The organism is Amycolatopsis sp. CB00013 (assembly GCF_001905755.1).
In the GTDB taxonomy this organism is placed as follows: domain Bacteria; phylum Actinomycetota; class Actinomycetes; order Mycobacteriales; family Pseudonocardiaceae; genus Amycolatopsis; species Amycolatopsis japonica.
Genome location: NZ_LIWC01000003.1, coordinates 1339062 through 1364763 on the forward strand (window position 1 = coordinate 1339062; position 25702 = coordinate 1364763).

A 25702-nucleotide genomic window follows, 5' to 3' on the forward strand; every position below is an offset into this window, starting at 1 on the left:
CGACCTAATCTCCTTGGTACGGCGGGAAATCCGGCGGACGGCGTTCGTTCCAGCTCGCCAGGCCTTCGGGAAGTTCCGGGTGACCGAAGGATTCGAGCATCAGGGCGGTGGCTTCGCGGGCGGAATCCTCCAGGGAGAGCCCGGCTTCGCGAAAGACCTGCCGTTTGATGAGCGCCATGGAGCGTGGCGCGCTGTAGGTCGCGAGTTCGGTGGCATAGGCCGTCGCCCACGCCGAAAGCTCTTCCGGCGGCACGATTTCCTGCACCAGGCCGTACTCGTACGCCTCTTCGGCGGTGAAGGTCCGCCCGGAGAGCAGCAGATCGAGTGCCCGGCCGCGGCCGACGAGTTCGGGCAGCAGTTTCGCCACCCCGTATTCGGCGATGAGGCCCCGCCGCGCGAACGCGGTGGTGAACTTCGCGCCCGCCGCGGCGAACCGGACGTCGGCGGCGCAGGCGATCACGAAGCCGAGCCCGGCGCAGCCGCCGTTGATCGCCGCGACCACCGGCACGTCGGCATACGCGGCGGCGAGGACGTCGCGGAACCCTTCTCGTTCCGGCGTGCCCGTGCCGCTGATGGAGATGTTCTCCAGCAGCCCCAGGTCCGCGCCGGGGCAGAAGGAGCGGCCGCTGCCGGTGACGACGACGGCACGGACCCCGGGATCGGCCGACGCCTCGCCCAGCAGCCGGCCGTAGCGGATCTGCATCGGCTGGTCCATCGCGTTGCCGCGGCCGGGTTTGTCGAAGGTGATCGTGGCGACGGCGCCGTCCACGGCGTACCGGACCGTGTCCGCAGTGTCCACTTCGGACGGTGAGAGCTGATCGGTCACGTCGACCTCCTTGCGTCATCGACATACTAAGCGGATGCTTACGGGATCGTCGAGACTTGTCAGGGAGGAAACCTGCATGAGCCGGTACGAAGCGAAGCCATGGCTGGCCGCCTACGAAGATCGGATGAAGGCGGCGGAGACACCGAAAGCGACCACGGTCCCGGCGTCTTTCCGGCGGGCGGTCCACCGCTCTCCGCAGGCCACGGCGATCGCCTACTTCGACGCCACGATGAGCTACCGCGAGGTCGACGAGCTCTCCGACGGCGTCGCGCGTCACCTGCTGGCCTCCGGTTTCGCGCCGGGCGACCGGCTCGCCCTCGTCCTGCAGAACATCCCGCAGTTCGTGCTGGCGTTGCTCGGCGCGTGGAAGGCGGGCGGGATCGTCGTCCCGGTCAACCCGATGTACCGCGAGCGGGAACTCCAGCACGTCTTCGACGACGCGGGGGTGCGCGCGGTCGTCTGCTCGCAGAGCGGATGGAACCGCCGCATCCGCCCGCTCGTGCCCGGCAGCGGCGTGACCATCGCGCTGACCACCAGTGAACTCGACCTGCAGGGCCGCGACGATCCGCGCGTGTTCGGCAAGACCGTGCGGGAACCGACTCCCGGCGCCGCCGATCTGCTGACGGTGGCGCGGGCCGCGGCGGGGGATCCGCCAGCCGACCCCGGACTCGGCCTCGACGACGTCGCGCTGATCAGCTACACCTCGGGCACCAGCGGGACACCGAAGGGGGCGATGAACACCCACGGCAACCTCGGCGCGAACGCGGCCGTGCTCAGCACGTTCAGCGGTCTCGGCGAGGGCGCCACACTGTTCGGTCTCGCCCCGCTGTTCCACATCACCGGCATGGTCTGCGAGATCGCCTCCGCGATCGACATCGGCGGCACTCTCGCGCTCGCGTACCGGTTCGAGCCCGGCGTGGTGCTCGACGCCTTCCTGGAGCACAAGCCCGTGTACACGGTCGGCCCGTCCACGGCGTACATGGCGTTGATGGCGCACCCTGACGTGCGCCGCGAACACTTCGACTCCTTCGAGTTGCTGTACTCCGGTGGCGCCGCGCTGCCGCCCGCCGTGGTCGGCATGTTCCGGGAACGGTTCGGCCACTACATCCACAACGGCTACGGGCTCACCGAGACGACCGCGGGCTGCATCGTCGTGCCGAGCAGCCTCGAAGCGCCCATCGACGAAGCGTCCGGCACGATCTCGATCGGCCTGCCCGTGCCGGGGACCATCGTGCGCATCCTCGGTGAGAACGGTGAAGAACAGCCGTTCGGGACGGCGGGTGAGATCGTCGTCGAAGGCCCGATGGTGATCCCCGGCTACTGGAACCGGCCGGAGGCGACCGAAGCCGCGCTGCCGGGCGGCAGGCTTCTGACCGGCGACATCGGCTTCATGGAGCCGAGCGGCTGGGTCTACGTCGTCGACCGCAAGAAGGACATGATCAACGCCTCCGGGTTCAAGGTCTGGCCGCGTGAGGTCGAGGACGTCCTGTACACGCATCCGGCGGTGCGTGAAGCGGCCGTCGTCGGCGTTCCGGACGCATACCGCGGCGAGACCGTGAAGGCCTACATCAGCCCGGCGCCGGGCACCACGCCCGACCCCCAGGACCTCGTCGCGTACTGCAAGGAACGCCTCGCCGCGTACAAGTACCCGCGGGTGATCGAGGTGCTCGACGAACTGCCGAAGACGGTGAGCGGCAAGATCCTCCGCCGCGAACTGCGGGAGAGGGGCTGAGCGGGATGGCGCAGGTCGAAACCGTCCGCGGGCCCGTCGACACCGGCGGGCTGGGCCGGGTGCTCATGCACGAGCACCTGTTCGTGCTCAGTCCCGAGTTCATGGCGAACCACCCCGAACACGACGGATTCCGCGAAGACGAACACGTCGCCGACGCGATCCGGCGGCTCGACGAACTCAAGGCCGCCGGGATCGACACCATCGTCGACCCCACCGTGATCGGGCTCGGCCGCTACATCCCGCGCGTTCAGCGGGTCGCGGCCGAAACCGATCTCCGGATCATCGTCGCGACCGGGCTTTACACCTACAACGACGTCCCGCACTACCTGCACCATCGCGGACCGGGGCTCATCTTCGACGACGGCGAGGATCCGCTGGTCGGTCTCTTCACCGGCGACATCGTGGACGGGATCGCCGGCACCGGGGTGAAGGCGGCCCTGCTGAAATGCGCGACCGACGAACCCGGCGTCACCCCCGGCGTCGAACGCGTCCTGCGCGCGGTCGCGAAGGCGCACCGGCAGACCGGCGCGCCGATCATGACCCACACGCACGCGCCCACCCGGCGCGGCCTCGAACAGCAGGCCGTCTTCGCCTCCGAAGGCGTCGACTTGAGCAGGGTCCTCATCGGCCACAGCGGCGACACCACCGACCTCGACTACCTCACCGAGATCGCCGACAAGGGATCGCTGCTGGGGATGGACCGGTTCGGGCTCGACCCGTTGCTGTCGTTCGACGAACGGGTCGCCACGGTCGCGGCGCTGTGCGAGCGCGGTTACGCCGAAAGCATGGTCCTCTCCCATGACGCCTCCTGTTTCATCGACTGGTTCGAGCAGGACAAGATGGCCGCCGTGGCGCCCAACTGGCATTTCCTCCACATCACCCGTGACGTGCTGCCCGCATTGCGGGAGTCGGGGGTTTCCGAAAAGGACATAACGACGATGCTGGTCGACAATCCGCGGCGGTTCTTCGAGCACGGGGGCGCGTATTGACCCCCTGTCGTTCTGGGGGCCTGGGTTTGGGGTGGTCGTGAGTGGCGATTCGGGTTCTAACCCGAATCGCCACTCACGACCAACGCGAGATCGCCCTGACGTGATCGAAGCCGGGACTCGCGTGATCAGCGGCGGAACACCCTGAGTGCGCCTCCCAGTCACGCGAATCACGCCTTCGCGCACGCCCTGTCGGTGTTTCCAAGTCCGTGAAGGCCTCCTTGAGGGACTCTGGGTCCCTCAAGGAGGCCTTCACGGACTTCGGATCGGGAGGTGCCGAGGACACGGGCGGCTCTAACCCGAATCGCCACTCACGAGACGCGCCCCACCACGCCACCGCCGCCCTCCGCTCGCAGCTGAAGTACGTGAAGGCCCCCTTCACTGCGTCTAGCGCAGTGAAGGGGGCCTTGGCGGAGCCGGGACTTGCGTGATCGAGGCCGGGACTCGCGTGATCGAGGCCGGGACTCGCGTGATCGGCGGCGGAACACCGAGTACGGCATCCAGTCACGCGAGTCACGTGCCTGATCACGCGATCTTGAGTCCCCTTTTCCCGTGCATCGACAAACCGGCCGGTATGCTGAGTGTCCGCACGAGAAGGAGCCGGTCATGACACGAGCGACCACCCGGAAGGCCGAGGCAGGCGGCGAAGACCAGGCCGCCGTCCCGCGCCGTCTGCTGTCGCACGCCACGAAGCTCTTCGCCAAGAAGGGTTTCGACCGCACCTCCGTGCAGGAGATCGTCGAGGCGGCCGGGGTCACCAAGGGCGCGATGTACCACTACTTCGGCTCCAAGGACGACCTCCTTTACGAGATCTACGCCCGGGTGCTGCGCTCGCAGACCGAGCAACTGGAAAAGGTGGCCTCGAGCGAGGCGCCGCTGCGGGAGCGGCTGCGTTCCGCCGCCTCGGACGTCATCGTCAGCACGATCGACAACCTCGACGACAACACGATCTTCATGCAGTCCATGCACCAGCTCAGCGTCGAGAAGCAGAAGGCCGTCCGCGCGGAACGCCGCAAGTACCACGAGCGGTTCCGCACGCTGATCGAAGAAGGCCAGGAGTCCGGCGAATTCCGCGGGGACAAACCGGCCGACGTGATCGTCGATTTCTTCTTCGGCTCGGTGCACCACCTCGGTTCGTGGTACCGGCGTGGCGGTGCGCTTTCGGCCCGCCAGATCGGCGACCACTTCGCCGACTTGCTGCTGGCCGCGCTGCGGCCGGAGTAGCGCTCAGCCCCCGGACATCAGCCGTTCGGCGAACCAGTCGTCGCGGCGTTCGAGCACCGTCCCCACCTCCCATTCGGCGGCGAGGGCGAGCAGATCCGTGGCCACGTCTTCGGCGGCTTCGGGCGGCCAGCCTTGGGCGGCCAGACTCGCTCGCAACGCGTCGGCGTAGTCGGAGAAGGTGAAATCGGGCAGATCCGCGACGAGCGCCGTCGTCGTCCCTCGGTGCGAGCTCAGTCCGCCGAACGCCCTCCCACAGCCGCAGCGGGAATCGGGCGAGCGCTCGCCGTCGCCGCAGGGCGGGGCGACCCAGAGCAGTTCGCCTTCCACGCAGTGAGCGAAGTCGTTCTCCCGCGCGCCCTGGGTCTTCGCGGTGGCCACGAGCAGTTTCATGTCGTCTCCCTGTTCGATCGGATGTTCGAACAGGGTTGTACCGGCGGGGTCCGACAGTTTCCGGGCGGACCCCGCCGAGCGGATCAGGCGGGCAGATCGATCAGCGGCGCGAGAGCCGCGCGATGCCGCCCAGGAGTGCCCAAGGCGATCTCGTCGCTCTTCGCGCGCTTCAGGTACAGGTGCGCGGGGTGCTCCCAGGTCATGCCGATCCCGCCGTGCAGCTGGATCGCCTCTTCGGCCGCGTGGACGGCGATGGGGGAGTTGCGGGCCTGCGCCACCGCGACGGCGATCGCGATGTCGTCACCGGAAGCCAGGCAGTCGGCGGCGTACCGCGCGGTCGCCCTGGCGTTGACGAGATCCGTGTACAGGTTCGCCAGCCGGTGCTTCAGCGACTGGAAGGACCCGACCTGACGGCCGAACTGGTAGCGCTCCTTGAGATAGCGCACCGTTTCGGTCAGCGCCCACTCGGCGATCCCGAGCTGTTCCGAGGCGAGCAGTCCCGCCGCGGTGACGAGTGCCGTGTCGAGCGCGGACGCCGCCGTCGAGGCGTCGGCCACGCGTTTCGCGGCCGCGTTCTCCAAGGTCACGTCGGCGATGCGCCGGGTGAGGTCGAGGGAGATCGCCTCGGTGACCGTGACCCCCGCCGACGCCGCGTCGACCGTGTACAGGCCGGGGCCGTCGGGTCCCACCGCCGGGACGACGAGCAGTTCGGCCACCGAAGCGTCGACGACGCTGCGGGCCCGGCCGCTGAGCGTGCCGTCGGCCGCCGCGGTGACCGCCGAGGGGAACTCGGCGCCGGGCGCGGTCGACAGCGGCACGGCCAGCGCGCCGATGAGCGTGCCCGCGGCCAGTTTCCCGAGCCGTTCGGCCACTTCCGCCTGCGCCGTGTCGGTCGCCAGCAGGGCCGACGTCGCCAGGACGGCGCTGCCGAGATAGGGGACCGGGGCGACGCTGCGCCCGAGTTCCTCCATCACGACGGCGACTTCCCGCGCCGACGCGCCGTGTCCGCCCAGCGCTTCCGGGACGGCGAGACCCGCCGCGCCGAGGTCGGCGGCGAGCGTGCGCCACAGGTTCAGGTCGTACGGTTCCGCCGTCTCGGTCCTGGTGATCAGGGCCGCCGGTTCCGCGCGGTCCTTGAACAGGTCGCGGACGCTCGCGCGAAGGTCCTCTTCGACCTCGGAGTACAGCAGGTCGCTCATCGGGGCAGGTCCTTCCAGGCGACGTCCTTGTCGATCCGCGGCTCGGACGGCAGCCCCAGCACGCGCTCGGCGATGATGTTGCGCAGGACCTCCGAGGTGCCGCCCTCGATGGAGTTCCCCTTCGCGCGCAGATAGCGATAGCCGGCTTCGCGGCCGAGGAAGTTCACGCCGTCGGGACGGCGCATCGTCCAGTCGTCGTAGCGCAGACCCTCGTCGCCGAGCAGTTCGATCTCCAGCCCGGACGCGGCCTGGTTCAGCTCGGAGAAAGCGACCTTGACCGCCGAACCCTCCGGCCCCGGCGCGCCCGCGGCGAGCTGCTGCCGCAACCGCGAGCTCACCAGGCGCAGGCTTTCGCCTTCCACCCACAGCTTCAACAGCCTGTCGTGCAGTTCGGACGTCCGCAGCTCCGGGCGCTCCCGCCAGACTTCCGTGACGACGCCGACCATGCCGCCGTCACGCGGGAACTCGGTCCCGCCGATCGCGACCCGTTCGTTCATCAGCGTGGTCTGCGCGACCTTCCAGCCCTCACCGACCGCGCCGAGGCGGTGCGCGTCGGGAATGCGGACCTCGCTGAGGAAGACCTCGTTGAATTCGGCCTCCCCGGTGATCTGCCGCAGCGGCCGGACCTCGACGCCCGGCGCGGTCATGTCGCACAGGAAGTACGTCATGCCACGGTGTTTCGGCACATCGGGATCGGTGCGGGTGACCAGGATGGCCCACTGCGACTTGTGCGCGCCCGACGTCCAGACCTTCTGGCCGGTGACCACCCAGTCGTCGCCGTCGCGTACCGCGCGGGTGCCCAGCGCGGCCAGGTCGGAACCGGCGCCGGGCTCGCTGAACAGCTGGCACCACACCTCGCGTTCGGTCCACAGTGGACGTAGGAAGCGCTGGTGCTGTTCCGGCGTTCCGAAGGCGAGGATCGTCGGCGCGGCCATGCCGAGACCGATCCCGATCCGCCGTTTGTCGTTGTCCGGCGCGCCCGCGGCGGCGAGCTCTTTGTCGACAACGGACTGAAGGGAGCGGGGCGCGTTCAGCCCGCCAAGGCCTTCGGGGAAATGGATCCACGCCAGCCCGGCGTCGAACCGCGCGTCGAGGAAGTCCTGGCGCGGCGTGCTTTCCGGCGGATACGCGGCCAGCAGCTCGGCCACGCGCCGGTTGAGATCGTCCACAGTGGTCACTTCGAGGCCTCCCCGCGGTACTTCTTCAGCTCACGGTGCGCCAGCGAACGCTTGTGCACCTCGTCCGGACCGTCGGCCAGGCGCAGCGTCCGCACCTGCGCCCACATCTCGGCGACCGGGAAGTCCTGGCTGACCCCGCCCGCGCCGAACAGCTGCACGGCCTTGTCGAGGATCCATTCGACGGTGATCGGCGTGGAGATCTTGATCGCCTGGATCTCGGTGTGCGCGCCCTGGTTGCCGACGGTGTCCATCAGCCACGCGGTCTTCAGCACCAGCAGCCGCTGCTGCTCGATCTTGACCCGCGCCTCGGCGATCCAGTCCTGCACCACGCCCTGTTCGGCGATCGGCTTGCCGAAGGTCTCGCGCGAGAGCGCCCGGCGGCACATCAGTTCCAGCGCGCGTTCGGCCATCCCGATGGCGCGCATGCAGTGGTGGATCCTGCCCGGCCCGAGGCGCGCCTGCGCGATGGCGAACCCGTCGCCCTCGCCGGCGATGAGGTTCTCCGCCGGCACACGGACGTCCTCGAAGAGCACTTCGGCGTGGCCGCCGTGGTCCCCGTCGGTGTAGCCGAACACGTGCATACCGCGTTTCACGGTCATGCCGGGGGTGTCGCGGGGGACCAGGATCATGCTCTGCTGCTTGTGCGCGGGCGCGTCCGGATCGGTTTTGCCCATCACGATGAAGATCTTGCAGTTCGGGTTCATCGCGCCGGAGATGTACCACTTGCGGCCGTTGATGACGTATTCGTCGCCGTCACGCCGGATGCTGGTGGCGATGTTGCGCGCGTCGGAAGAGGCGACGTCGGGCTCGGTCATCGCGAACGCGGACCGGATCTCGCCGTCCAGCAACGGTTGCAGCCACTGCTTCTTCTGCTGGTCGGTGCCGAACATGGTGAGCACTTCCATGTTCCCGGTGTCCGGTGCCGCGCAGTTCACCGCGGTCGGCGCGAGCCGGAGACTGCGGCCGGTGATCTCGGCCAGCGGCGCGTACTGCAGGTTCGTCAGGCCCGCGCCGTGGTCACCGGGGAGGAAGAAGTTCCACAGCCCGCGTTTGCGGGCTTCGGCCTTGAGCTCCTCGACGATCGGCGGCTGCGACCACTCGCTGTCGCGCTCGGCCAGCTGCCGCTCGAAGACGGCCTCGGCCGGATAGATGTGCGAATCCATGAACTCGAGGAGTTTTCCCCGCAGTTCCTCGGTTTTCGCGTCGAAGGCGAAGTCCATCTCTATCCCTCTTCCTTGAGCGTTTCGATGCCGTGCGCGATCAGGGGGACGACGCCCGAGCCGATGCCGTCGAATCCGGCGCCGACGGTCTGCCCCTTGCTGTAGCGGAGGTGGATGCCTTCCAGGATCACCGCGAGCTTGAAGAACGCGAAGCTCACGTACCAGTTGAGGCGGGAGACGTCGCGGCCGGAGCGCTCGGCGTACCGCGCGATGACCTCGTCGTTGCGCGGATAGCCCGGCGCCGAACTGGCGTTGGACACGAACTGCAGGGACACCTTGTCGCGTTCGGCGTAGGCCACCAGCAGCGCGAGGTCGGTCAGCGGGTCGCCGAGGGTGGACATCTCCCAGTCCAGCACCGCGGTGATCCGGTCGTCGGCGTTCACCAGCACGTTGTCCAGCCGGTAGTCGCCGTGGACGATCGACGGTTCGCCCGATTCCGGCACCGACGAGGCGAGCCGGTCGTGCAGTTCGTCGACGCCCGGCAGGTCGCGGCTGCGGTTGCCGTCGAGCTGCTTCTTCCAGCGCCGCAGCTGGCGTTCCAGGAAGCCCTCGGGACGGCCGAAATCGCCCAGTCCCACCGATTCCGGCTCGACGGCGTGCAGGGCGACCAGGGTGTCGACCAGCTCGTCCGCGATCGCCTTGGTGCGGGCGGGACCCAGCGCGGCCAGTTCGGTGTCCGAGCGGAACGGCGTGCCCTCCACGAACTCCATCACGTAGAACCGCGAGCCGATGACGTCGGTGTCCTCACACAGCAGCACGGTTTCCGGCACCGGGACGGCCGTGCCGTGCAGGCCGGAGATCACCCGGTACTCGCGGCCCATGTCGTGCGCCGTCGGCAGGACGTGGCCCAGCGGCGGGCGGCGGACCACCCAGCGGGACCGGCCGTCACCCACGATGTAGGTGAGGTTCGACCGGCCCCCTTCCACGACCTGGCCGCTCAGGTCGCCCTGGACGAGACCCGGCCGGTGCTCGTCCAGATGGGCCTTGAGCCTGGCCAGGTCGAGGCCCGGCAGGTCGGACTGGTTCATGGTGCCTCCAGCGTCTCGCTTTCCGGTTACAGTACCGACCAGTCGGTATGTCAGGTAGGGCTGGTCCGGCGAGGTGCCGGAGGTCACTCTCTCAGGCGATCAGGCGGACGACCATTTCCGCGACGCACGCCGGTTTGGGCTCGCCGTCGATCTCGATCGTCCACCGGACGACGGCCTGCTTGCCGCCGGCGACGTCGGTGACCTCGACCAGTTCGGCACCCGCCCGGATCTTCGCGCCGACCTTGACCGGCTGGGGGAACCGGACCTTGTTCAGGCCGTAGTTGATGCCCATCTTGAGCCCGTCGACCCGGTAGAGCTTGCCGACGAAGCCCGAAATGAGCGACAGCGTCAGGAAACCGTGGGCGATCGGCGCCCCGAACGGGCCTTCGGCGGCCTTCTCGACGTCGACGTGGATCCACTGGTGGTCGTCGGTGGCGTCGGCGAACAGGTTCACCCGTTCCTGGGTGAGCGTCAGCCAGTCGCTGTAGCCGAAGTGCTCGCCGACGGCGTTCTCGAACTCCTGCAGGGAGGCGAATTCGCGCATGGCTCAGTCCTTCGGTCCGCCGGCGACGTAGATGACCTGGCCGGAGATGAATCCGGCGCCGTCGCTCACCAGGAACGACGCGAGGTTGGCGATGTCGTCGGGGGTGCCGACGCGTTGCACCGGGATCTGCGACGCGGCCGCCGCCTTGAAGTCCTCGAACGACATGCCGATCCGCTCGGCGGTCGCCGCGGTCATGTCGGTGGCGATGAACCCGGGGGCGATGGCGTTCGCGGTGACGTTGAACTTGCCCAGTTCGATCGCGAGGGTCTTGGTGAAGCCCTGCATGCCGGCCTTGGCGGCGGAGTAGTTGACCTGGCCGCGGTTGCCCAGCGCCGAGGTGCTGGACAGGTTGACGATGCGGCCCCACTTCTCCTGCGTCTGGTACTTCTGCACCTCGCGGGTCATCAGGAACGAGCCCTTCAGGTGCACGCCCAGCACCGAGTCCCAGTCCTGTTCGGTCATCTTGAACAGCAGGTTGTCGCGGGTGATGCCGGCGTTGTTGATCAGCACGGTCGGCGCGCCGAGTTCCTCGGCCACCCGGGTCACCGCGGCTTCGACCTGCGCGGCGTCGTTGACGTCCAGCGCGACACCGACGGCCTTGCCGCCCTCGGCGACGATCGCTTCCGCCCCCTGCTTGACACCGGCCTCGTCGAGGTCCAGCAGGCCGACGGCGAATCCGTCGGAAGCGAGCCGCTTGGCCACGGCCGCCCCGATGCCGCGGCCGGCGCCGGTGACGATCGCTACACGGGAGGGGTGTTCGGTCACGGGTGTTCTCCTCGTCGTCGAGTGGAAGTGCCGTCGAGTCTGCCGTACTGAGCGGTCGGTTTGCAGAGATGTCAGGCCAGAAGTCTCGCTGTGATCGTAATCACGGGTGCCCGAACGGCCAGTCCCGGCGAGCTGATCGTCCCGTCGTCTGGCGCCCCGACCTGCACTTCCGCAAGCCTCGGCTCACCGAGAAGAGCGCACACGGAGGTGCCACATGCGCCGAAGAGCCCCTGTCCTGACCGGTCTGCTCCTGGTGACCGTGCTCGGAGTGACCGGCGTGCAAGTCGCGTCGGCCGCTCCCGGACAGCCGCCGGATCAAGCCGTCCTGCCCGCGCCGCGCACCCTCACGCTGATCACCGGAGACCGGCTCACCGTGCAGGAGCGGCCGGGCGGCGTGCCCGCCCTCGCCGTCCACCCGGGGCCGGGGCGCGAACGGATGGGGTTCCGGCGCAGCCAGGACAAGAACGGCTGGTCGGTCTACCCGGCCGACGCCTTGCCGCTCGTGGCGAGCGGGGTGCTCGACGAGCGGCTGTTCCGGATCGACCGGCTGCTCGCCGACGGATACGACGACGGCGCGCGATCGACGCTTCCGCTGATCGTGCGGCAGGAAGGCCCGGTGGCCACCGCGGGGCGGCGGCTCGACAGTATCGGCGCCACCGCATTCGCCCAGCCCAAGGAACGCGCGGGTGAGTTCTGGTCATCGTTGACCGGTCCCGGTGCCGCTTCGGTGCGGAAGGTGTGGCTGGACCGCAGGGTCAAGGCGAACCTCGACCGCAGCGTGCCGCAGATCGGCGCGCCGGAGGCCTGGCGGAGCGGGTTCACCGGCAAGGGCGTCAAGGTCGCCGTGCTGGACACCGGAGTCGACGCCCGCCACCCGGATCTCGCGGGCAAAGTGGTCGCGGCCAAGGACTTCTCCGGCGGTGGGGACCCCACGGACCGGCACGGCCACGGCACCCACGTCGCCTCGACGATCCTCGGGTCCGGTGGACGGTTCCAGGGGGTCGCGCCCGACGCCGGGCTGCTCGCGGGCAAGGTGCTCGGCGACGACGGCAGCGGCGGCTGGTCGGAGATCATCAGCGGGATGGAGTGGGCGGTCGCCGAGGGCGCCAAGGTGATCAACCTGAGCCTCGGCGGCGAGGACGGCGCGGACATCGACCCGCTGGAAGCCGCGGTGAACCGGCTCACCAAGGAGCACGGCGTGCTGTTCGTGATCGCCGCGGGCAACGAAGGGGAACGCGGGGCGGGCACGGTGGGGTCGCCGGGCAGCGCCGACGCGGCGCTCACCGTCGGCGCGGTGGACCGGGCCGACGCGCTGGCGTCGTTCTCCAGCAGGGGGCCGCGGCGCGGCGACAACGCGGTCAAACCGGAGATCACCGCGCCGGGAGTGGCGATCGTCGCGGCCAAAGCGGGTGGCGACCACCAGCCGATGTCAGGCACCTCGATGGCGACACCGCACGTGGCCGGCGCGGCCGCGCTGCTCGTCCAGCAGCATCCGGATTGGGGGCCCGAGCGGATCAAGGCCGGGCTCACGGGCACCGCGAAGCCGACCGACGGGCTGACCGTCTTCCAGCAGGGAACGGGCCGGGTCGACGTCGCCAAGGCGGTCGGGCAGCGCGTGAACGCCGACATCACCACGCTGGCCTTCGGCACCATTCCGGTGGCCGATCCGAAACCGCTGACCCGGGAGATCACTTACCGCAACAGCGGCGCCGCCCCGGTCGATCTGGATCTGCGGCTCGACGTTCGCGACGAGGGCGGGAAACCGGCGGCCGACGGGCTGTTCTCGGTGGACCGGCCGAGGATCACGGTGCCCGCCGGCGGAACCGCGACCGCGGTGGTCACGCTGAACCCCGGGCAAAAGCCGCGCGGTACCTATGGCGGCACCCTGCTGGCCACGGCCGCCGGAGTGGAAGTACGCGGCCTTGTCGGGGCCGACCTCCAGCGCGAGATGTTCTCGGCCGACATCAAGCTCATCGACCGCAAGGGCGGCAAGGCGAACGGCTTCGTGTTCGTGACCAATTTGGACAGTGGCGAGGGGAAGGTCCTGTCCGCGACGGACGGCGGCGGCCCGATCCTGTTGCCGCAAGGCCGGTACCTGTTCGTCTCGGAGATCTCCGAGACGTCAGGGGCGAGCCTGGTCAGCGAACCGGGTTTCGTGCTCGATCGCGACCGGGAAGTCGTGCTGGACGGGCGGCTGGCGAAACCGGTGACGGTGCGGACCGATCGCCGGGACGCCAGTTCGAACGGTCAGATCGTCGCCTTCTCCGAACGCGTCGCCGACCGGGGGAGCACGAGTTATCAGTGGTACCAGCCGAGGCTCTTCCACGACGAGCAGTACGCCTACGTCGCGCCGACCCGCACCGCCGTGCCCGACTTCGACTTCCTCGTCACGACCATGCTGAGCAAGCAGACGAGCGAAGGCAGGTCGGAGAACAGTCCCTACGTCTACAACCTGCAGTTCCCGAGCAACGGCCGCGTTCCCGACGTTTCGGCGTACCGGGTGCGCGACCACGAACTGGCCAAGGTGTCCGCCACCTACGCCGCGACCGGTGAGCAATGGGGCAACCTGCACGTGCTGCCTTCGCCGTACGACAACGAAAACGACCTCGGCAACGCCTGGTTCCTGACCGCTCAGGCCACATTGCCCGCGACACGGGAGGAGTTCCACAGCACCGGGAAGATCCGCTGGCTGAAGCGGCTCCTCGTGGAGCGGCTTCCCACCAACGGAGTCTGGAGCGGCACGCAGGAAACCGCGGCGGGCGTCGAATACCGTGCGGGGCAACGGGTCCAGGAGGAGTGGAATCGTGCCGTCGTCGGGCCGACGTCGGCGAAACTGACCAAGATGGTGCGCGACGGCGACACCCTCAGTGTCCTGCTGCCGCTGCTCGCGACGCGCGGCGATCACGTCAGCGTGTCGGCGGTGGAGGGCACCACCCGGCTGATGCGGAACGGGAAGGAAATCGGCTCCGTGCCTAAGGTTCCGGGCCATCTCTGGCCGGTCTCGGGCCCGGTGACGTTCACCGTGCCGCCGGAAGCGGGCGACTACACGCTGACCGTCGACGCGAAACGGCCGGACGGCGGCAACGCCGAGTTGTCGGGCAATGTGGTGGTGTCGTGGAACTTCCGTTCGCAGCGGACGGCCGTCGAGACACCACTACCGCTGATGACGCTGCGGGCCACACCGTCGCTCGGCCTGGCCAACGATGCCTGGCGCCTGCTCCCGCTCGCCGTCCCGATCGAGGTCGAGCGGCCGACGGGAAGCGTCCGGCAGGTCACCGCCGAAGCGTCTTTCGACGGTGGCAAGACCTGGCACCGGCAGTTCGTTTTCGGGAGTGGTTCACATCGGCAAGCCTTTGTGGCGGCGCCGCCGTTCGGTTCCGCGCGGTTCGTCTCCCTGCGGCTGTCCGCGACGGACTCCGGTGGGAACTCGGTGACTCAGACGGTGATGAACGCTTATCGGCTGCGGTAGGTGCCGTGAGTCGGTCCGTGAAGGCCTCCTTGAGGGACTCCGTATTTGCTGACCCGCTGGTGTGGCCGGGGCCGAGTGGAGGATTCGGGACGTTGTGCGTCCTGAATCCTCCACGGTCGACCCCGTTGGTAGGGAGACGGGGCAGTAAAGCTCAGGCTGGCTGTCGTCTTGGGCGAGTGGGGAAGATTCCGGCCGTCCAACGTCCAGGATCTTCCCCACTCGGTCGTCGCTCCCACGCAGGTCGGACGTAAGTACACAAATGCTGGTTCGCCTTAAGGGGCTCAGAGTCCCTTAAGAAGGCCTTCGCGGACTCGATGATCGCCACATGCGTCCCATATGCACCAGCAGTCACAGCGACTGCGCGTGAAGGCCCTTCCCTCGGCTGAGCCGAGGAAACTCGACCTTCACGCCTTCCCAAGTACATGAAGGCCCCCTTCCTTGCGCTAGACGCAAGGAAGGGGGCCTTCATGTACTTCAGCGAGCGGCGGCGGGCGGTGGCGCGGATCAGCTCGCCCGCTTGCCCAGCACCTCGGTGATCAGCCGCGGCAGTTCGCCACCGTGCCACGAACTGGGCGAGAACCGCTCCTGCGCGATCCCTTCCCAAGGCTCGCCGTCGTCCAGCGAAATGCCTTCCTGGCGGGGAACGAGCACGCCGATCTCCTGCGCCGCGACACCTTCACCGGCGAGGGTCTTCTTGGTGAGCTCGACGTCCTCCGGCCGCACGGCGACCACGAGCGTCCAGTCGCCCCAAGCCTGCGCGAGCTCGAACCGGCCGAGTCCCGACTGCGCGCAGACGTCGGCGAGCGGCTCGTCCAGCCGGATGGCCGTCGTGATCCGTGCGCCGAGGCCGTTGGCCCCGCACAGCGTCCGCACGGTCGGGAAAAGCCCGTCCGAGACGTCCATCGCGGCACGTGCCAGCCCCGCCGTGGCGAGCGCGTTCCCGGCGGCCACTTGCGCCATCGGCTTACAGGCACGCTCGCGGATCCCGGCGACGACCGGATCGGAGAGCCGCGCCTGTTGTTCCACGAGCAACGCGTACGACCACAGGTAACCGGGCGAACCGACCAGCAGCAGACGGTCGTCGACCTCGGCACCGAACCGCCCGAGCCTGCCGCCGGGGACACAGCGGCCGATCGCGGTGGCGGTGAGCTGCCGGACCGGACCGTCCCGGAGATCGCCACCGACGACCTTGGTCCCGTGCCTCTTCGTGCAGTCGTCCACGCCGTCGAGGAGCCGCCGGAATTCACCCGCGGTGGTCGTCTTCGGCAGGGTGTAGTTGACGACCAGGCCGAGTGGCGTGGCCCCGGCCGCCGCCAGATCGGACAGGTTGATCGTCGCCAGCAGCCATCCGGCGTGGTACGGATCCGTTTCGCCCAGGATGGTGACCAGCGGCGTGGGGCAGCTGTCGGTGGTGGCGACCAGGTCGCCGCGAAGCCCCTCTTCGGCGTCGAGGACGGCGCAGTCGTCACCGAACCCTCGGACACCGCCGTAACGCGGTCGCAGGATGTGCTCCAGGATCGCGTGCTCGCCGAGGTCGCCGAGGCGGACGTCGTCGCCGACCGGCGAGAGTTCAGTTACGGCCGACATGATCCGCCAATCGGGACGGGGCCACGTTGTGGTCGCTGGAATAGTTGTGCGGCAGCGTGCCGTAGGGCTGTTCGCTTCCGGTGGAGGCGAACAGCATCAGGTTGCAGATCCGCGCTCCGGGGTGCAGCAGTACCGGATGCCGCAGATGGTTCACGATCTCCAAGGTCAGCACGGCGCCCTTCTCGTTGCCGAAACCGGGGCTGACCTGTCCACAAAGGACGACACTGATGCCGAGCCGCGCGTAGTCGCTCGTGCCGTCGACGAGCCCGGCGAGCCGCTCCGAAAGCCCGATCTTCTCCAGCGTCGGTGCGAGGACGACCTCGCCGGGGTCGACGCACAGCCGTCCTTCGGCGTCGGGTTCCTTCGGCCGGAGTTCCGGATACGTGCTCCGGTCGGCGATGTCGACGGTCCCCGTCGATTCCAGCGCGAACGCCTCGTGCCCGAGCCGCAGGCTGATCGCGGCGGGGCGGACGAGGGTGGGTTCGAACGGGGTGATCGTGAGTTCCCCGCTGCGGTGCGCACGTCTGATGGCCCTGTCGGTCAGGATGCCGCGGCGTGGCGCGGGCCAGCTCAGCGGCATGACGCCACCGCTTCCGCGACGGCGCCGACCAGGCCGCGGAAATCGGCCTCGGTCAGTTCGCCGTTGGGCTGGTCGTCGGACTCGCCCGGCTCGCAGTAGACGACGGTGGTGCTGGTGCGATGCGGCCCCTGGATCACCACCGTCGCGGTCAATCCGGCCGCGATCGGCCGTACGGTGTGCACGATTCCGGTGTCGCACGAGTAGACCTCGCCGAGCCGGACGTGCGGGGTCTTGTCCACTTCGAGGCGGGCTTCGCCGTCCGCGAGCAACGCGGCCGGGTTCGCCGGGTCGGCGCCGTAGCGGTACCGGGCATACGGCTTCCCGCCCTCGGCCGTTTCGTGGAACTCGACCATGTGCAGGCCCTCGCCCGCGACGATGGTCGAGGCGAATTCCCACCGATGACTGTGCGGATTGGATTCGCCGCGTGACGGTTCCGCGGATTCCGGCCAGACGTGGAGCCGGATCCGGAAATCGGGCGAGGCGTGGAGCACCATCTTGGCGAATCCGTTGGGATGCCAGTAGGAACGCTTCGCCGCGGCGCGGACGGCTTCTTCGTCACCGAGGATTTCTTCAAGCCACGAAAGGAAAACGTCGGGGGATTCCTGGACCCGGTGTGCGACCGTGCGCAGCCAGGGAAGGTCGGCGTCACCGTCCGCCGGAACGGCGGCGAGGGTCGATGGCGGGGTGTCGATCATGGAGTTGTACCTGGAGTTCCTGGAGGGCTGAGCGGGGGCGCCGCGGCGGCGAAGGCGGCCGCGCGGAGCGCGGTGACTGCGTCCAAGGTCTGCCAAATCGGTAGATCTCCGCTCTCCCACGCCCAGAGCCCTTGATCGGCGTCGTAGCGCTCCCAAAGGGTTCCGAGCGCCCGGTTGAGCCGGGGGAGTGGCAGGAAGGGGGCGGTGGCGAGCGCTTGGACGACCCAGGCGGAGGTGAAGTGCCGGATGATGATCCGGGTCGTTCCTTCACCGTCGGGGCGAGGCCTCTCTAGATCCTCTGCCACGCCATCGTCCGAATGGGATCGGTCGATGAGCCATTGTGTGGCTTCGTCGGCCGCCTCACGGACGTCGGTGCGATCTTCACGGCTGCGCAGGACGTCCCGCAGGGCGACGACCGACCGCGCGGTGTGCACGACCGAAGCCTCCGGGGCGACGAGCCCGGCCTCGTTCTTCTCCGGCCACAGGAGTGAGCCGTCGAAGTCGAGCCGGGCCGCCAGGAGGGCGTCGATCAGCCGGTCGGTCAGCGGGGCGTCCGGCCGCAGCCGGACCGCCGTGTGCAACACGGCGGACAACAGGTACGGACGGGTCCGGCTGTACGGGTCGAGCTCGTCTCCGATCAGGAGCGACCCTTCGAGTTGTTCCAATCCGTCGTCCGCGGACATGGTGCTGGTGCGGAAAAGCGCGTCCACCACCGACGCGGTGGTCTCCGGCCGCCTGCCGCCCGCGCGGCCCCTCCAGCCGTGCGCCGACTGGAGCCGGTAGAGATCTTCGGCGAGCGTATGTAGGTCGATGTAGGGATCGCCTACCACCAGCATGGTGTTGATCCCGTAGGCGGTGCTGAGCGCCTTCGGCCCGGTGCTCTTCTGCAGATTGTGCCGCCAGCCCAGCGGTTTCCCGTGCTCGTCGCGGATCAGGCGCTCGGCGAGTTTGGCGCCGACGGTGTGGAACACCTGCAGCAGCGACCGCGAAGTGTCGACGACGCCGGCGTCGCCGACGAGGGGCGGGGCGGTGTGTTCCTGCGGCGAACGGGCCGTTTCGACCAGGGTGAACAGCGCGTTCGCGGCGCGGAAGTGGTCGTCGAGCTGGCGGGCGTTATGCGTCGACGGCAGGTATTTCCCGGTCTCCCACTGGGTCAGGTTCGCCCTGGTCACCCCGATGATCCGGGCGGTTTCCGCCTGGGTTTCCCCGGCGGCCTTGCGCAGCCGCCGCAGCTCACGTCCGACTCCCGACGCGGTAACGGTTTCCGCATCGGGGCTTACCGGCCGCCGTCCGGCCGATGTAGGCTTCATGTAGGCACTAGACACAGGCTTACCTACCTTTAGTAGGCAAAGTAGGGCGGTGACTGAACGTGCACACAACGGGGAGAGTACAGCAAGCGAATCGGACCGCGCTGGCGCGTCGGTCAATGTCGTGTCACAACGTGCGAGTAGCCGAATCCGGGCCTGTTCTACCTGGTCCTGGGGTTCGCGATCCACCCGGCCGCGAGACATGGGCCGAACAGGGCACGACCGAAGAGCGGATGCTGTCAGCCATCTGATCGTAACGCTGTGCATCCGATTCGGTTCGCGTCGCCTGCGGGTCACACGAATGCCGGAGTAGGCGTCGTGTGTGCCGACCCGAGTCAGTGCTTCGCCGCATCGGGGGTGAACCTCATGTCCCACCACGAGAACCACACGGCAGCGCCCCGATCTTGGTTCGATCGACTTCTCGAACGCTTCCACGAATGGCTTTTCGCGTCCGGCGAGGACTCGAGAGCGGCCGCTCGTGGCTGGCAGGTGACCCGGGTGCCGAACAGCAGGCGCCGCGTCTACCGCGATCCCCGCTGGGACACCGTGCACGCGTGCGAACCGTGCGGAGGCACGGGGTGGTGGCCCTACGAGGACGCCGTTTGCCCGGACTGCGCCGGTGTCGGTGTCGTCCGCTCCATTCCCGCGGCGGCCGTGGCCGCCGAGCAAACCGCCGGACGGACAGGAGGAAGGTCATGAGCCGTTGGCAGGAACCCCAGGCGATCGCCGAGCTGGCCAGGGAGATCACGGTGGTCAGGAGGCCCAACCCGATCACCGCCCTTTACCACTGGCGGTACGAGATCGGCGCGCTCCTCGTCGTCCCGTACGCGCTGTTCTCGCTGTTCCAGGCGGCCGGCCCGATCTGGGGCGCGGTCGTGCTGTTCGGCGTCGCGAATTGGCTGTTCTACTGGAAATCGGCGCGGAGGTTCGTCCGCGACCGGCTTCGCTCGGTCGTCGTGCAGCACCGGCTGCGGACCGGGTTCGCCCGTGCCAGGGTGTGCACCCTCGACGGCAAGCTGCCGGTGATCCTGTGGACCAAACCGAGCGGCGACGAGGTCGAGGTCACCGTGTTCTGCCCGGCGGGGGTCGGCTACGAGCGCATCGAGCAGCGGCGGGCACTGCTGGCCGCGGCGTGCTTCGCCACCGACGTCCACGTGTACCGCCACCACAAGCGTGCCAACGTGGTGCACCTTTCGGTGTGCACGGCGCGGTTGCGCAAGGACGCCGACGACGACGCCGTCGAGGTCACGCCCGCGCCGCGCTATGCCGGGCAGACGGACGGCGCCGCCATTCCCCTTCCGGCGCCCTTCGTGGGAATTCCTCGCGCGGCACGGCGGTGAAGAAGCGCTCAGGACGCGATCTCCAGGGCTTCGGCCTGCTCGGTCACCGGCGCGGTGACCGAGCGCGCGGGGATGAGCAGTGACGCCAGCGCGACCAGCCCGGTCAGCGCCATCGCGCGTTCGACCAGGCCGAGCGGGATCGCCCGCCACCAGGGCTCGCCGCCGTTCATCGAGACCACGATCGCCCCGAGGATCACGCCGAACCAGGCCAGGGCCGCCACCGCGAGCACCCGGGTCACGGCGCGCCGCGCGGGGGAGGAGGGGAAGACGGCCTTCGCCGCGAACCACACGGCCAGCGGCAGGCAGACGAAGGCGACGACGCTCGCGATCCGGTGCACCGTCCCGCCGGTGCTCGGCCCGATCGCCCAGTTGTTCTTGGGGAACGCCACGATCACCACCAGGCTCACCGTCCAGAGCGCGCAGAAGACCGATGCCGCGGACAGCGCGGGAAGGTGCTTGCGGCGGATCAGCGCGCCGAAGCCGATCGCCGAGCCGAACGCGACCAGCAGGACCGCGACGTCGAAGATCCACTTGTTCTCGCTGAGCGCGTACTCGCTGATGGTGCGGCGGACCGGGCTGATGTCGCTGGTGGCGGGAAGGACCTGCAGCAACAGGATCAGCAGCGCTCCGCCGGCGACGGAGACCACGGCGGCCAGCAGGGCCAAGGGTGACCTGGCGGTGACCTGGGGCGTCGTCATGGTTGAAAGGTAACCACCCAACCTGAAGGTTTTCTTAGGCCGACCTGTCGGAATCGACAGGAAAGTCCCATTCCACGGCGCGCGTGCCGGTGATCGTTCCGGCACGGACGGTGAGATCGTTGGGCCGAAAGAGGTGTAGGCGACTTGTGGCGGGTCCCTCCGGCGGGGTCGCGGGTCTAGGGTCTCGCTACCGGTGACCTCACCCGGTCACCGGACTGTCCAAGGAGGTCAGTCTGTGGGGTATTCACCAAACCGGCGAAGAGCGGGATGGACCGCGGCGACCCTGGTACTCGCCGGGGCCTTCGTGGCACTTCCGTCGGCCACGACGGCGGGGGCCGCGGACAACGTGGTGCGGGCCGACCAGGCCGTGCCGCGTTCCTGTTTCGCCGCGCTGCAGAAGCCGGGTACGTCCGGCACCGATCGGCGCGAGTTCACGTCCACAGTAGACGGTCTGCTGCAGGCGCGCCTGGCGCCGCGCGGCGGCACCGAGGGAGACTGGGACCTCGCGGTCTTCGACAAGGCCACCGGCGCCGTGGTCGCCGCGTCCGCCGCGTTGCGCAGCCACGAGCTCGCCGAAGGCTTCGTGAAGAAGGACCAGAAACTGGTCGTGCAGACCTGCCGGTACGACGGCCGGACACGCGACGCGGTACTGGGGGTCGACTTCCTCGCGCTCACGCCGCAGGGGACCCCGACCGGCGCCGCGCCCGCGCCGCAGCGCGCCGAACTGGTCCGGGTCGAGACGCCCGCCAAGCAGGACAAGGACAAACTCCTCCGGCTCGGGCTGGACGTCACGGAGAAGGCCGACGCCACCGGCGTCGAGGTCGTCCTCGCCAACGACGCCGACCGCAAGACGCTGGCGGACAACGGCTTCAAAGCGAAGGTGGTCGACGGCGACCTTTCGGCGCGGTCGATCCAGAACGCCAAGACCGACCGCGAGTACGCCGCGAAGACGCCGGGCTCCACCTTGCCGTCCGGGCGCACGAGCTACCGGCACCTCTACGACTACCAGTTCGAGGTCAAGGAACTGGCCCGCAAGAATCCCAAGATCGCCACGGCGTTCACATTGCCGCAGCCGACCTGGGAAGGCCGTGACGTCGTCGGCCTCGAGGTCGCGACCGACGTCAAGAACATCGCCGACGGCAAACCCGTCAACTTCACCATGGGCGTGCACCACGCCCGTGAGTGGCCGGCGGGCGAGCACGCCATGGAATGGGCCCACGAACTGGTCAAGGGCTACACCGGCAACAACCCCGAGATCCGCGGTCTGGTCGGCCGGACGCGCAACATCATCGTGCCGATCGTCAACCCCGACGGCTTCGAAATCTCCCGTGAGGCCGAGCCCAAGGGCGACTTCTCGCGTTTCGACTACGAGATGAAGCGCAAGAACTGCAACGTCAACGACTCGCCCAAGGAGTTCGCGACCGGCGTCTGCAAGGCCAACCCCGGCGGCCGTGAACGCGGCACCGACCCGAACCGCAACTACGCGGGCTTCTGGGGCGGCGCCGGCGCGTCGACCCTCTGGCGCAGCGACACGTTCCGCGGCTCCGGCCCGTTCTCCGAGCCCGAGACGCAGAACATCCGCTCGATCGTGTCGAACCGCCAGGTGACCAACCTGATCACGTTGCACACCTTCTCGAACCTGGTGCTGCGTGTCCCGGGTGTCGCCGCCGTCCGCCCGCCGCTCGACGAGCCGGCGTACAAGGCGCTCGGCGACAAGCTGGCCTCGCGCAACGGATACACCAGCCAGCCGTCGTGGGCGCTCTACGACACGACCGGCTCGACCGAGGACTGGTCGTACTGGGCAACCGGTGGCTGGGGCTTCACCTTCGAGATCGGCAACACGGAGTTCCACCCGCCGTTCGAGACCGGTGTCGTCGCCGAATACACCGGCGTCGCTCCCGCGGCCGGTGCCGGCAAGGGCGGTAACCGTGCGGCCTTCATCGACATGATGGCCAACGCCGCCGACCCGGCGGCGCACTCGACGCTGATCGGTACGGCGCCGAAGGGCTACCAGCTGAAGCTGCACAAGACCTTCCAGACGCCGACCTCCCCGGTGGTGCAGCCGGACGGCTCGACGAAGCCGCCGATCTACGTGACCGACGACCTGAACTCGTCGCTGTCGTCGACCGGTGGCCGGTTCGCGTGGTCGATCAACCCGTCGACCCGTCCCTACGTCGCGGGCCGCTACGGCCGCGAACCGCAGGGACCGGCGCAGGCGGCGATCCAGGTCGCCAACCCGCCCGGGGTCCCGGCGATCAACACGAACTACCCGACCGACCCGGCTTCGGAGAGCTTCACCTTCCACGTGGACGGGCTCCCCAAGGTCGACAACGGGAAGTTCAGCGTCGACGTCAAGTGGGCCAGTCAGGACACCGACTGGGACCTGTACGTCTTCGACGCCGCGGGCAACATGGTGTCGTCGTCGGCGAACGGCGGGACCACCGAAGAGCACGCGATCCTGTACGACCCGCCCGCCGGGGACTACCGGGCCGTGCTGGTCAACTACTCGCAGGCGAACCCGTCCACTGTGGACGATTGGACCGGCGGTGTGTCGTTCCAGTCGCCGATCCCGCCGACCTACGGTCCCAAGGAGGCGTACCAGCTGACCTGTACGTCGCCGAAGGGCAAGCTCGTCGGGCTGGCGGACGTCTACATCGACCGCGGCCAGACGGTCGACGTCGGTGAGGTCTGCACCCGGTCGGCGCGCGCCAAGAAGGAGCGCTCGGGCCGGTAGTTCCTCGTATTGCGCGTGAGGGCCCCCTTCCCTCGGCTCAGCCGAGGGAAGGGGGCCTTCACGCGCGTACGCATTCAGAGGACGAAATGCGGAGGGGGCTAGACGGTGCCGACCACTCGGTCCCGCACGACCCGCATAGTCGCCGTGTCCACAGTGGACGGCTCCGCCGCCAGCCAGCCGCCGATCTCGTGCAGGAACTGCTCCGGCGTCATCGGCGGCGCGGGGGAGGGATCGTCGGGATCCGTGGTGATCTCACCGGTCCGGCTCGGGTACACGACCATCGCCCCGCGCAGCGTGACGCCGGGCAGGACCCGCCGGAATTCGGCGAGGCTTTCGGTCAGTCTGCTCCCGCCGCCGCGGAAGGCGCGCCCGTTGCGCAGCAGGCGGTCGTCGTCCCCGGTTTCGTAGTGCCCCGGCAGCCACAGCTTCGATTCCACGAGCACGAGCCGCTTCCCGCACAGCACCGCGTGGTCGACGTCGGCGAACACCGAGTCCGGCCACGAGAGGCCGTGGAAGATCCGCGCGCCGGGCAGCCGGGTCAGGTAGCGCTCGAGCATGTCGGCGGTGAGGCGCTCGGCGAGTTCGTCGGTCTCGACGCCTGGAGTGCCGAACACGCGTTTCCCGCCGAACTCGGCGGCGAACCGGTTCTTGGCGCGAGAGGCGGCCAGATAACCGCGCGCGAGCCGTTGCACCAGCAGGGCGGTGCCGGCGGTCAGGATCAGCCAGACGATCAGCGTGGGGGCCGAGAAGCCGACGCCGGTCAGTACCGGCAGCAGGACCAGCACCATCCCGCCGACCGCCGCCACCACGGGGGTGTGCCCGGGGCCGCGACGGCGGCCGTGGCGCACGCGCTCGTCCTGTGCCGCGAATTCCCACCATTCGAGGTCGTCCGGATCGATCACGACCGGCTCGGGCTCGTAGCCCGGTTCTTCGCCGAAGCGGCGCCGCGGCCGCGGCCGGATCGGGGCGCGCACCGAGCGCCCGCCCGCGTCGTAGCCCGCGCGCCGCATCGGATCGCTCAGCGTGTCGTAGGCCTCGCGGACCAGCTGGAACGTGAGGGCGGATCCGCCGGTGTCCGGGTGATGCGACTTCGCCAGCCGCCGGTACGCGGTCTTGATCTCGTTGACCGAGGCGGCCTTGCCCACGCCGAGCACCTCGTAATAGTCGACGTCGGGCACGGGCGGTTCACCTCCAAAGGGCCGGGCCGCAACACTATTCGGCCGCCGCCGCCGGGTCGCAACCACCTCCGCGGCGCGTCGGGGTGACGTCGCGGGCATACTGTTTCGCTTGTGGCGGAACGAGGTCCGCCTCCGCCGCGTCCTGGATATCGTGGAGATCGACAGCACACGAGGAAGGATCGCGGTGGGAGAACCGGTCACGGGCACGGCCGCTGGGGTGCCGTTCACCGTCTTGCCGCCATCTGCCGAGGTCAGCGGACCCGCGCCGGTGGTGGTCGCCTGGCACATGATCGACGCGCCCCGCTCCGACGCGGCGTTCGCGGCCGCGTTGCCGCTGGCCGGGGTGCCGGCATGGCGGGTGTATCTCGGAATGCCGTTGTGCGGCGCGAGAATGGTCGACGGCGGCATGGACGCCGTGGTCGAACGGGCCCGGCGCGACGCGATGCTCGCGTACGTCGACCCGTTCGTCCGCCAAGCGGCGCTGGAATTCCCAGCCGCGCTGGCCGAACTGCGCGAACGCTTCGGCTTCGACACCTCCCGCACGGCGGTCGTCGGCGGGTCGCTCGGTGGTGCGGTGGCGCTGACGATCCTGGCCACGCGGGAGATCCCGGTCCGCGCGGCGGCCCTGATCAACCCGGCCGTGCGGGCGCGCTCGGTGGTCGGCTTGGTGGAAGGCCTGCTGGGCCGGCCGTATCCGTGGAACGACGAGGCGGAACAGGCCGCGGATCAGCTCGACTTCGTCGCACGATCGGGTGAAATATCGGCGCGGGAAACCCAAGTTCCGCTGCTGCTCGTCTCCGGCGAGGACGACCATCCGTCGTTACGCACCGACGCCGACGATCTGGTCGCCGCGCTGCGCGAGCGGTACGCCCGGCCGGACGACGTCCAGTTGGCCAGGGTGGCCGGTCTCGCCCATCCGCTGGCCGAAGAACCGGGCATCGAGCCCGCGCCGCAGCTGCCGATCGCGAAACTGGTGGACGACTCGGTCGCCGAGTGGCTGACGCGCCACCTGGGCTGACGCA

The 25702-nt window shown here is 69.1% G+C and carries 21 protein-coding genes; 7 read left to right on the top strand and 14 right to left on the bottom strand.

Features of this window, described 5'->3' with window-relative positions:
- Positions 1 to 4 precede the first annotated feature (4 nt).
- Positions 5 to 826 carry an enoyl-CoA hydratase-related protein gene (locus AMK34_RS25840; protein ID WP_241832850.1) on the bottom strand — a complete coding sequence of 274 codons (822 nt, stop codon included), beginning with the start codon at positions 824 to 826 and terminating at the stop codon, positions 5 to 7.
- A gap of 76 nt (positions 827 to 902) precedes the next feature.
- On the opposite strand from AMK34_RS25840, the gene AMK34_RS25845 reads away from it, so the two are divergent.
- From AMK34_RS25845 to AMK34_RS25855, 3 genes are all read left to right on the top strand, one after another.
- Complete coding sequence (locus AMK34_RS25845; RefSeq protein WP_073847050.1) at positions 903 to 2558, top strand: AMP-binding protein; 1656 nt, start codon at positions 903 to 905, stop codon at positions 2556 to 2558.
- Between the two features lie 5 nt (positions 2559 to 2563).
- On the top strand, positions 2564 to 3547 hold the full coding sequence (locus tag AMK34_RS25850) for a phosphotriesterase family protein (RefSeq protein ID WP_073847051.1): 984 nt from the start codon (positions 2564 to 2566) through the stop codon (positions 3545 to 3547).
- A 603-nt stretch (positions 3548 to 4150) separates the two neighbouring features.
- On the top strand, positions 4151 to 4768 hold the full coding sequence (locus tag AMK34_RS25855; RefSeq protein WP_016333237.1) for a TetR/AcrR family transcriptional regulator: 618 nt from the start codon (positions 4151 to 4153) through the stop codon (positions 4766 to 4768).
- Between the two features lie 3 nt (positions 4769 to 4771).
- Here AMK34_RS25855 and AMK34_RS25860 read toward each other — a convergent pair whose 3' ends face one another.
- From AMK34_RS25860 to fabG, 7 genes are all read right to left on the bottom strand, one after another.
- Positions 4772 to 5158, bottom strand: a complete 387-nt coding sequence (locus AMK34_RS25860) for a DUF7715 family protein (protein ID WP_073847052.1) — start codon at positions 5156 to 5158, stop codon at positions 4772 to 4774.
- An 83-nt stretch (positions 5159 to 5241) separates the two neighbouring features.
- Positions 5242 to 6357, bottom strand: coding sequence for an acyl-CoA dehydrogenase family protein (locus AMK34_RS25865; protein ID WP_073847053.1), 1116 nt, complete (start codon positions 6355 to 6357; stop codon positions 5242 to 5244).
- Entirely contained in the window at positions 6354 to 7535 is a 1182-nt protein-coding gene (locus AMK34_RS25870) for an acyl-CoA dehydrogenase family protein (RefSeq protein ID WP_073847054.1), read from the bottom strand. Before AMK34_RS25870 ends, AMK34_RS25865 begins: the two co-directional genes overlap by 4 nt.
- Positions 7532 to 8755 (bottom strand): acyl-CoA dehydrogenase family protein, encoded by a 1224-nt coding sequence (locus AMK34_RS25875; RefSeq protein ID WP_016333240.1) that lies wholly within the window; start codon positions 8753 to 8755, stop codon positions 7532 to 7534. The genes AMK34_RS25870 and AMK34_RS25875 overlap by 4 nt, the downstream gene beginning before the upstream one ends.
- A gap of 2 nt (positions 8756 to 8757) precedes the next feature.
- The gene (locus AMK34_RS25880; RefSeq protein ID WP_038515373.1) at positions 8758 to 9783 is read right to left on the bottom strand and encodes a phosphotransferase family protein; all 1026 of its coding nucleotides are present in this window, start codon (positions 9781 to 9783) and stop codon (positions 8758 to 8760) included.
- 91 nt (positions 9784 to 9874) lie between these two features.
- On the bottom strand, positions 9875 to 10327 hold the full coding sequence (locus tag AMK34_RS25885; RefSeq protein WP_038515372.1) for a MaoC family dehydratase: 453 nt from the start codon (positions 10325 to 10327) through the stop codon (positions 9875 to 9877).
- Positions 10328 to 10330: 3 nt separating this feature from the next.
- Positions 10331 to 11092, bottom strand: a complete 762-nt coding sequence (fabG, locus tag AMK34_RS25890; RefSeq protein WP_020637045.1) for a 3-oxoacyl-ACP reductase FabG — start codon at positions 11090 to 11092, stop codon at positions 10331 to 10333.
- A gap of 214 nt (positions 11093 to 11306) precedes the next feature.
- On the opposite strand from fabG, the gene AMK34_RS25895 reads away from it, so the two are divergent.
- Positions 11307 to 14561, top strand: coding sequence for a S8 family peptidase (locus AMK34_RS25895; RefSeq protein ID WP_073847055.1), 3255 nt, complete (start codon positions 11307 to 11309; stop codon positions 14559 to 14561).
- 504 nt (positions 14562 to 15065) lie between these two features.
- On the opposite strand, the gene AMK34_RS25900 is transcribed toward AMK34_RS25895, so the two are convergent.
- Genes AMK34_RS25900 through AMK34_RS25915 form a run of 4 tightly spaced genes read right to left on the bottom strand, consistent with a single transcriptional unit; the run spans position 15066 to position 18733 of the window.
- Complete coding sequence (locus AMK34_RS25900) at positions 15066 to 16148, bottom strand: thiamine-phosphate kinase (RefSeq protein ID WP_073847056.1); 1083 nt, start codon at positions 16146 to 16148, stop codon at positions 15066 to 15068.
- Positions 16132 to 16728 (bottom strand): dCTP deaminase, encoded by a 597-nt coding sequence (gene dcd / locus AMK34_RS25905; protein WP_038523765.1) that lies wholly within the window; start codon positions 16726 to 16728, stop codon positions 16132 to 16134. Before dcd ends, AMK34_RS25900 begins: the two co-directional genes overlap by 17 nt.
- Positions 16719 to 17423, bottom strand: a complete 705-nt coding sequence (locus AMK34_RS25910; protein WP_038515366.1) for a hypothetical protein — start codon at positions 17421 to 17423, stop codon at positions 16719 to 16721. Before AMK34_RS25910 ends, dcd begins: the two co-directional genes overlap by 10 nt.
- Positions 17420 to 18733 (bottom strand): helix-turn-helix transcriptional regulator, encoded by a 1314-nt coding sequence (locus AMK34_RS25915; RefSeq protein ID WP_073847057.1) that lies wholly within the window; start codon positions 18731 to 18733, stop codon positions 17420 to 17422. Before AMK34_RS25915 ends, AMK34_RS25910 begins: the two co-directional genes overlap by 4 nt.
- Before the next feature lie 692 nt (positions 18734 to 19425).
- Here AMK34_RS25915 and AMK34_RS25925 point away from each other — a divergent pair.
- Complete coding sequence (locus tag AMK34_RS25925) at positions 19426 to 20070, top strand: hypothetical protein (protein ID WP_073847059.1); 645 nt, start codon at positions 19426 to 19428, stop codon at positions 20068 to 20070.
- Positions 20071 to 20078: 8 nt separating this feature from the next.
- Here AMK34_RS25925 and AMK34_RS25930 read toward each other — a convergent pair whose 3' ends face one another.
- On the bottom strand, positions 20079 to 20768 hold the full coding sequence (locus AMK34_RS25930; RefSeq protein ID WP_038515362.1) for a DUF998 domain-containing protein: 690 nt from the start codon (positions 20766 to 20768) through the stop codon (positions 20079 to 20081).
- Positions 20769 to 21003: 235 nt separating this feature from the next.
- Between AMK34_RS25930 and AMK34_RS25935 the strand changes: the two genes are divergently transcribed.
- On the top strand, positions 21004 to 23502 hold the full coding sequence (locus AMK34_RS25935; RefSeq protein ID WP_073847060.1) for a M14 family zinc carboxypeptidase: 2499 nt from the start codon (positions 21004 to 21006) through the stop codon (positions 23500 to 23502).
- A gap of 98 nt (positions 23503 to 23600) precedes the next feature.
- Here the strand turns inward: AMK34_RS25935 and AMK34_RS25940 are convergent, their stop codons facing one another.
- Positions 23601 to 24680 (bottom strand): J domain-containing protein, encoded by a 1080-nt coding sequence (locus tag AMK34_RS25940; RefSeq protein ID WP_073847061.1) that lies wholly within the window; start codon positions 24678 to 24680, stop codon positions 23601 to 23603.
- A 184-nt stretch (positions 24681 to 24864) separates the two neighbouring features.
- Here AMK34_RS25940 and AMK34_RS25945 point away from each other — a divergent pair, with 184 nt between their 5' ends.
- Positions 24865 to 25698: an alpha/beta hydrolase family protein gene (locus AMK34_RS25945; RefSeq protein ID WP_241832851.1), complete on the top strand. Its 834-nt coding sequence runs from the start codon at positions 24865 to 24867 to the stop codon at positions 25696 to 25698.
- Positions 25699 to 25702 lie beyond the last annotated feature (4 nt).

Coding starts and splice junctions, on each gene's coding strand:
- AMK34_RS25930 (WP_038515362.1), bottom strand. CDS start 20,768: ATGACGACGCCCCAGGTCACCGCCAGGTCACCCTTGGCCCTGCTGGCC.
- AMK34_RS25855 (WP_016333237.1), top strand. CDS start 4,151: ATGACACGAGCGACCACCCGGAAGGCCGAGGCAGGCGGCGAAGACCAG.
- AMK34_RS25875 (WP_016333240.1), bottom strand. CDS start 8,755: ATGGACTTCGCCTTCGACGCGAAAACCGAGGAACTGCGGGGAAAACTC.
- AMK34_RS25860 (WP_073847052.1), bottom strand. CDS start 5,158: ATGAAACTGCTCGTGGCCACCGCGAAGACCCAGGGCGCGCGGGAGAAC.
- AMK34_RS25885 (WP_038515372.1), bottom strand. CDS start 10,327: ATGCGCGAATTCGCCTCCCTGCAGGAGTTCGAGAACGCCGTCGGCGAG.
- AMK34_RS25895 (WP_073847055.1), top strand. CDS start 11,307: ATGCGCCGAAGAGCCCCTGTCCTGACCGGTCTGCTCCTGGTGACCGTG.
- dcd (WP_038523765.1), bottom strand. CDS start 16,728: ATGCCGCTGAGCTGGCCCGCGCCACGCCGCGGCATCCTGACCGACAGG.
- AMK34_RS25910 (WP_038515366.1), bottom strand. CDS start 17,423: ATGATCGACACCCCGCCATCGACCCTCGCCGCCGTTCCGGCGGACGGT.
- AMK34_RS25850 (WP_073847051.1), top strand. CDS start 2,564: ATGGCGCAGGTCGAAACCGTCCGCGGGCCCGTCGACACCGGCGGGCTG.
- AMK34_RS25915 (WP_073847057.1), bottom strand. CDS start 18,733: ATGAAGCCTACATCGGCCGGACGGCGGCCGGTAAGCCCCGATGCGGAA.
- AMK34_RS25880 (WP_038515373.1), bottom strand. CDS start 9,783: ATGAACCAGTCCGACCTGCCGGGCCTCGACCTGGCCAGGCTCAAGGCC.
- AMK34_RS25845 (WP_073847050.1), top strand. CDS start 903: ATGAGCCGGTACGAAGCGAAGCCATGGCTGGCCGCCTACGAAGATCGG.
- AMK34_RS25925 (WP_073847059.1), top strand. CDS start 19,426: ATGAGCCGTTGGCAGGAACCCCAGGCGATCGCCGAGCTGGCCAGGGAG.
- AMK34_RS25865 (WP_073847053.1), bottom strand. CDS start 6,357: ATGAGCGACCTGCTGTACTCCGAGGTCGAAGAGGACCTTCGCGCGAGC.
- AMK34_RS25900 (WP_073847056.1), bottom strand. CDS start 16,148: ATGTCGGCCGTAACTGAACTCTCGCCGGTCGGCGACGACGTCCGCCTC.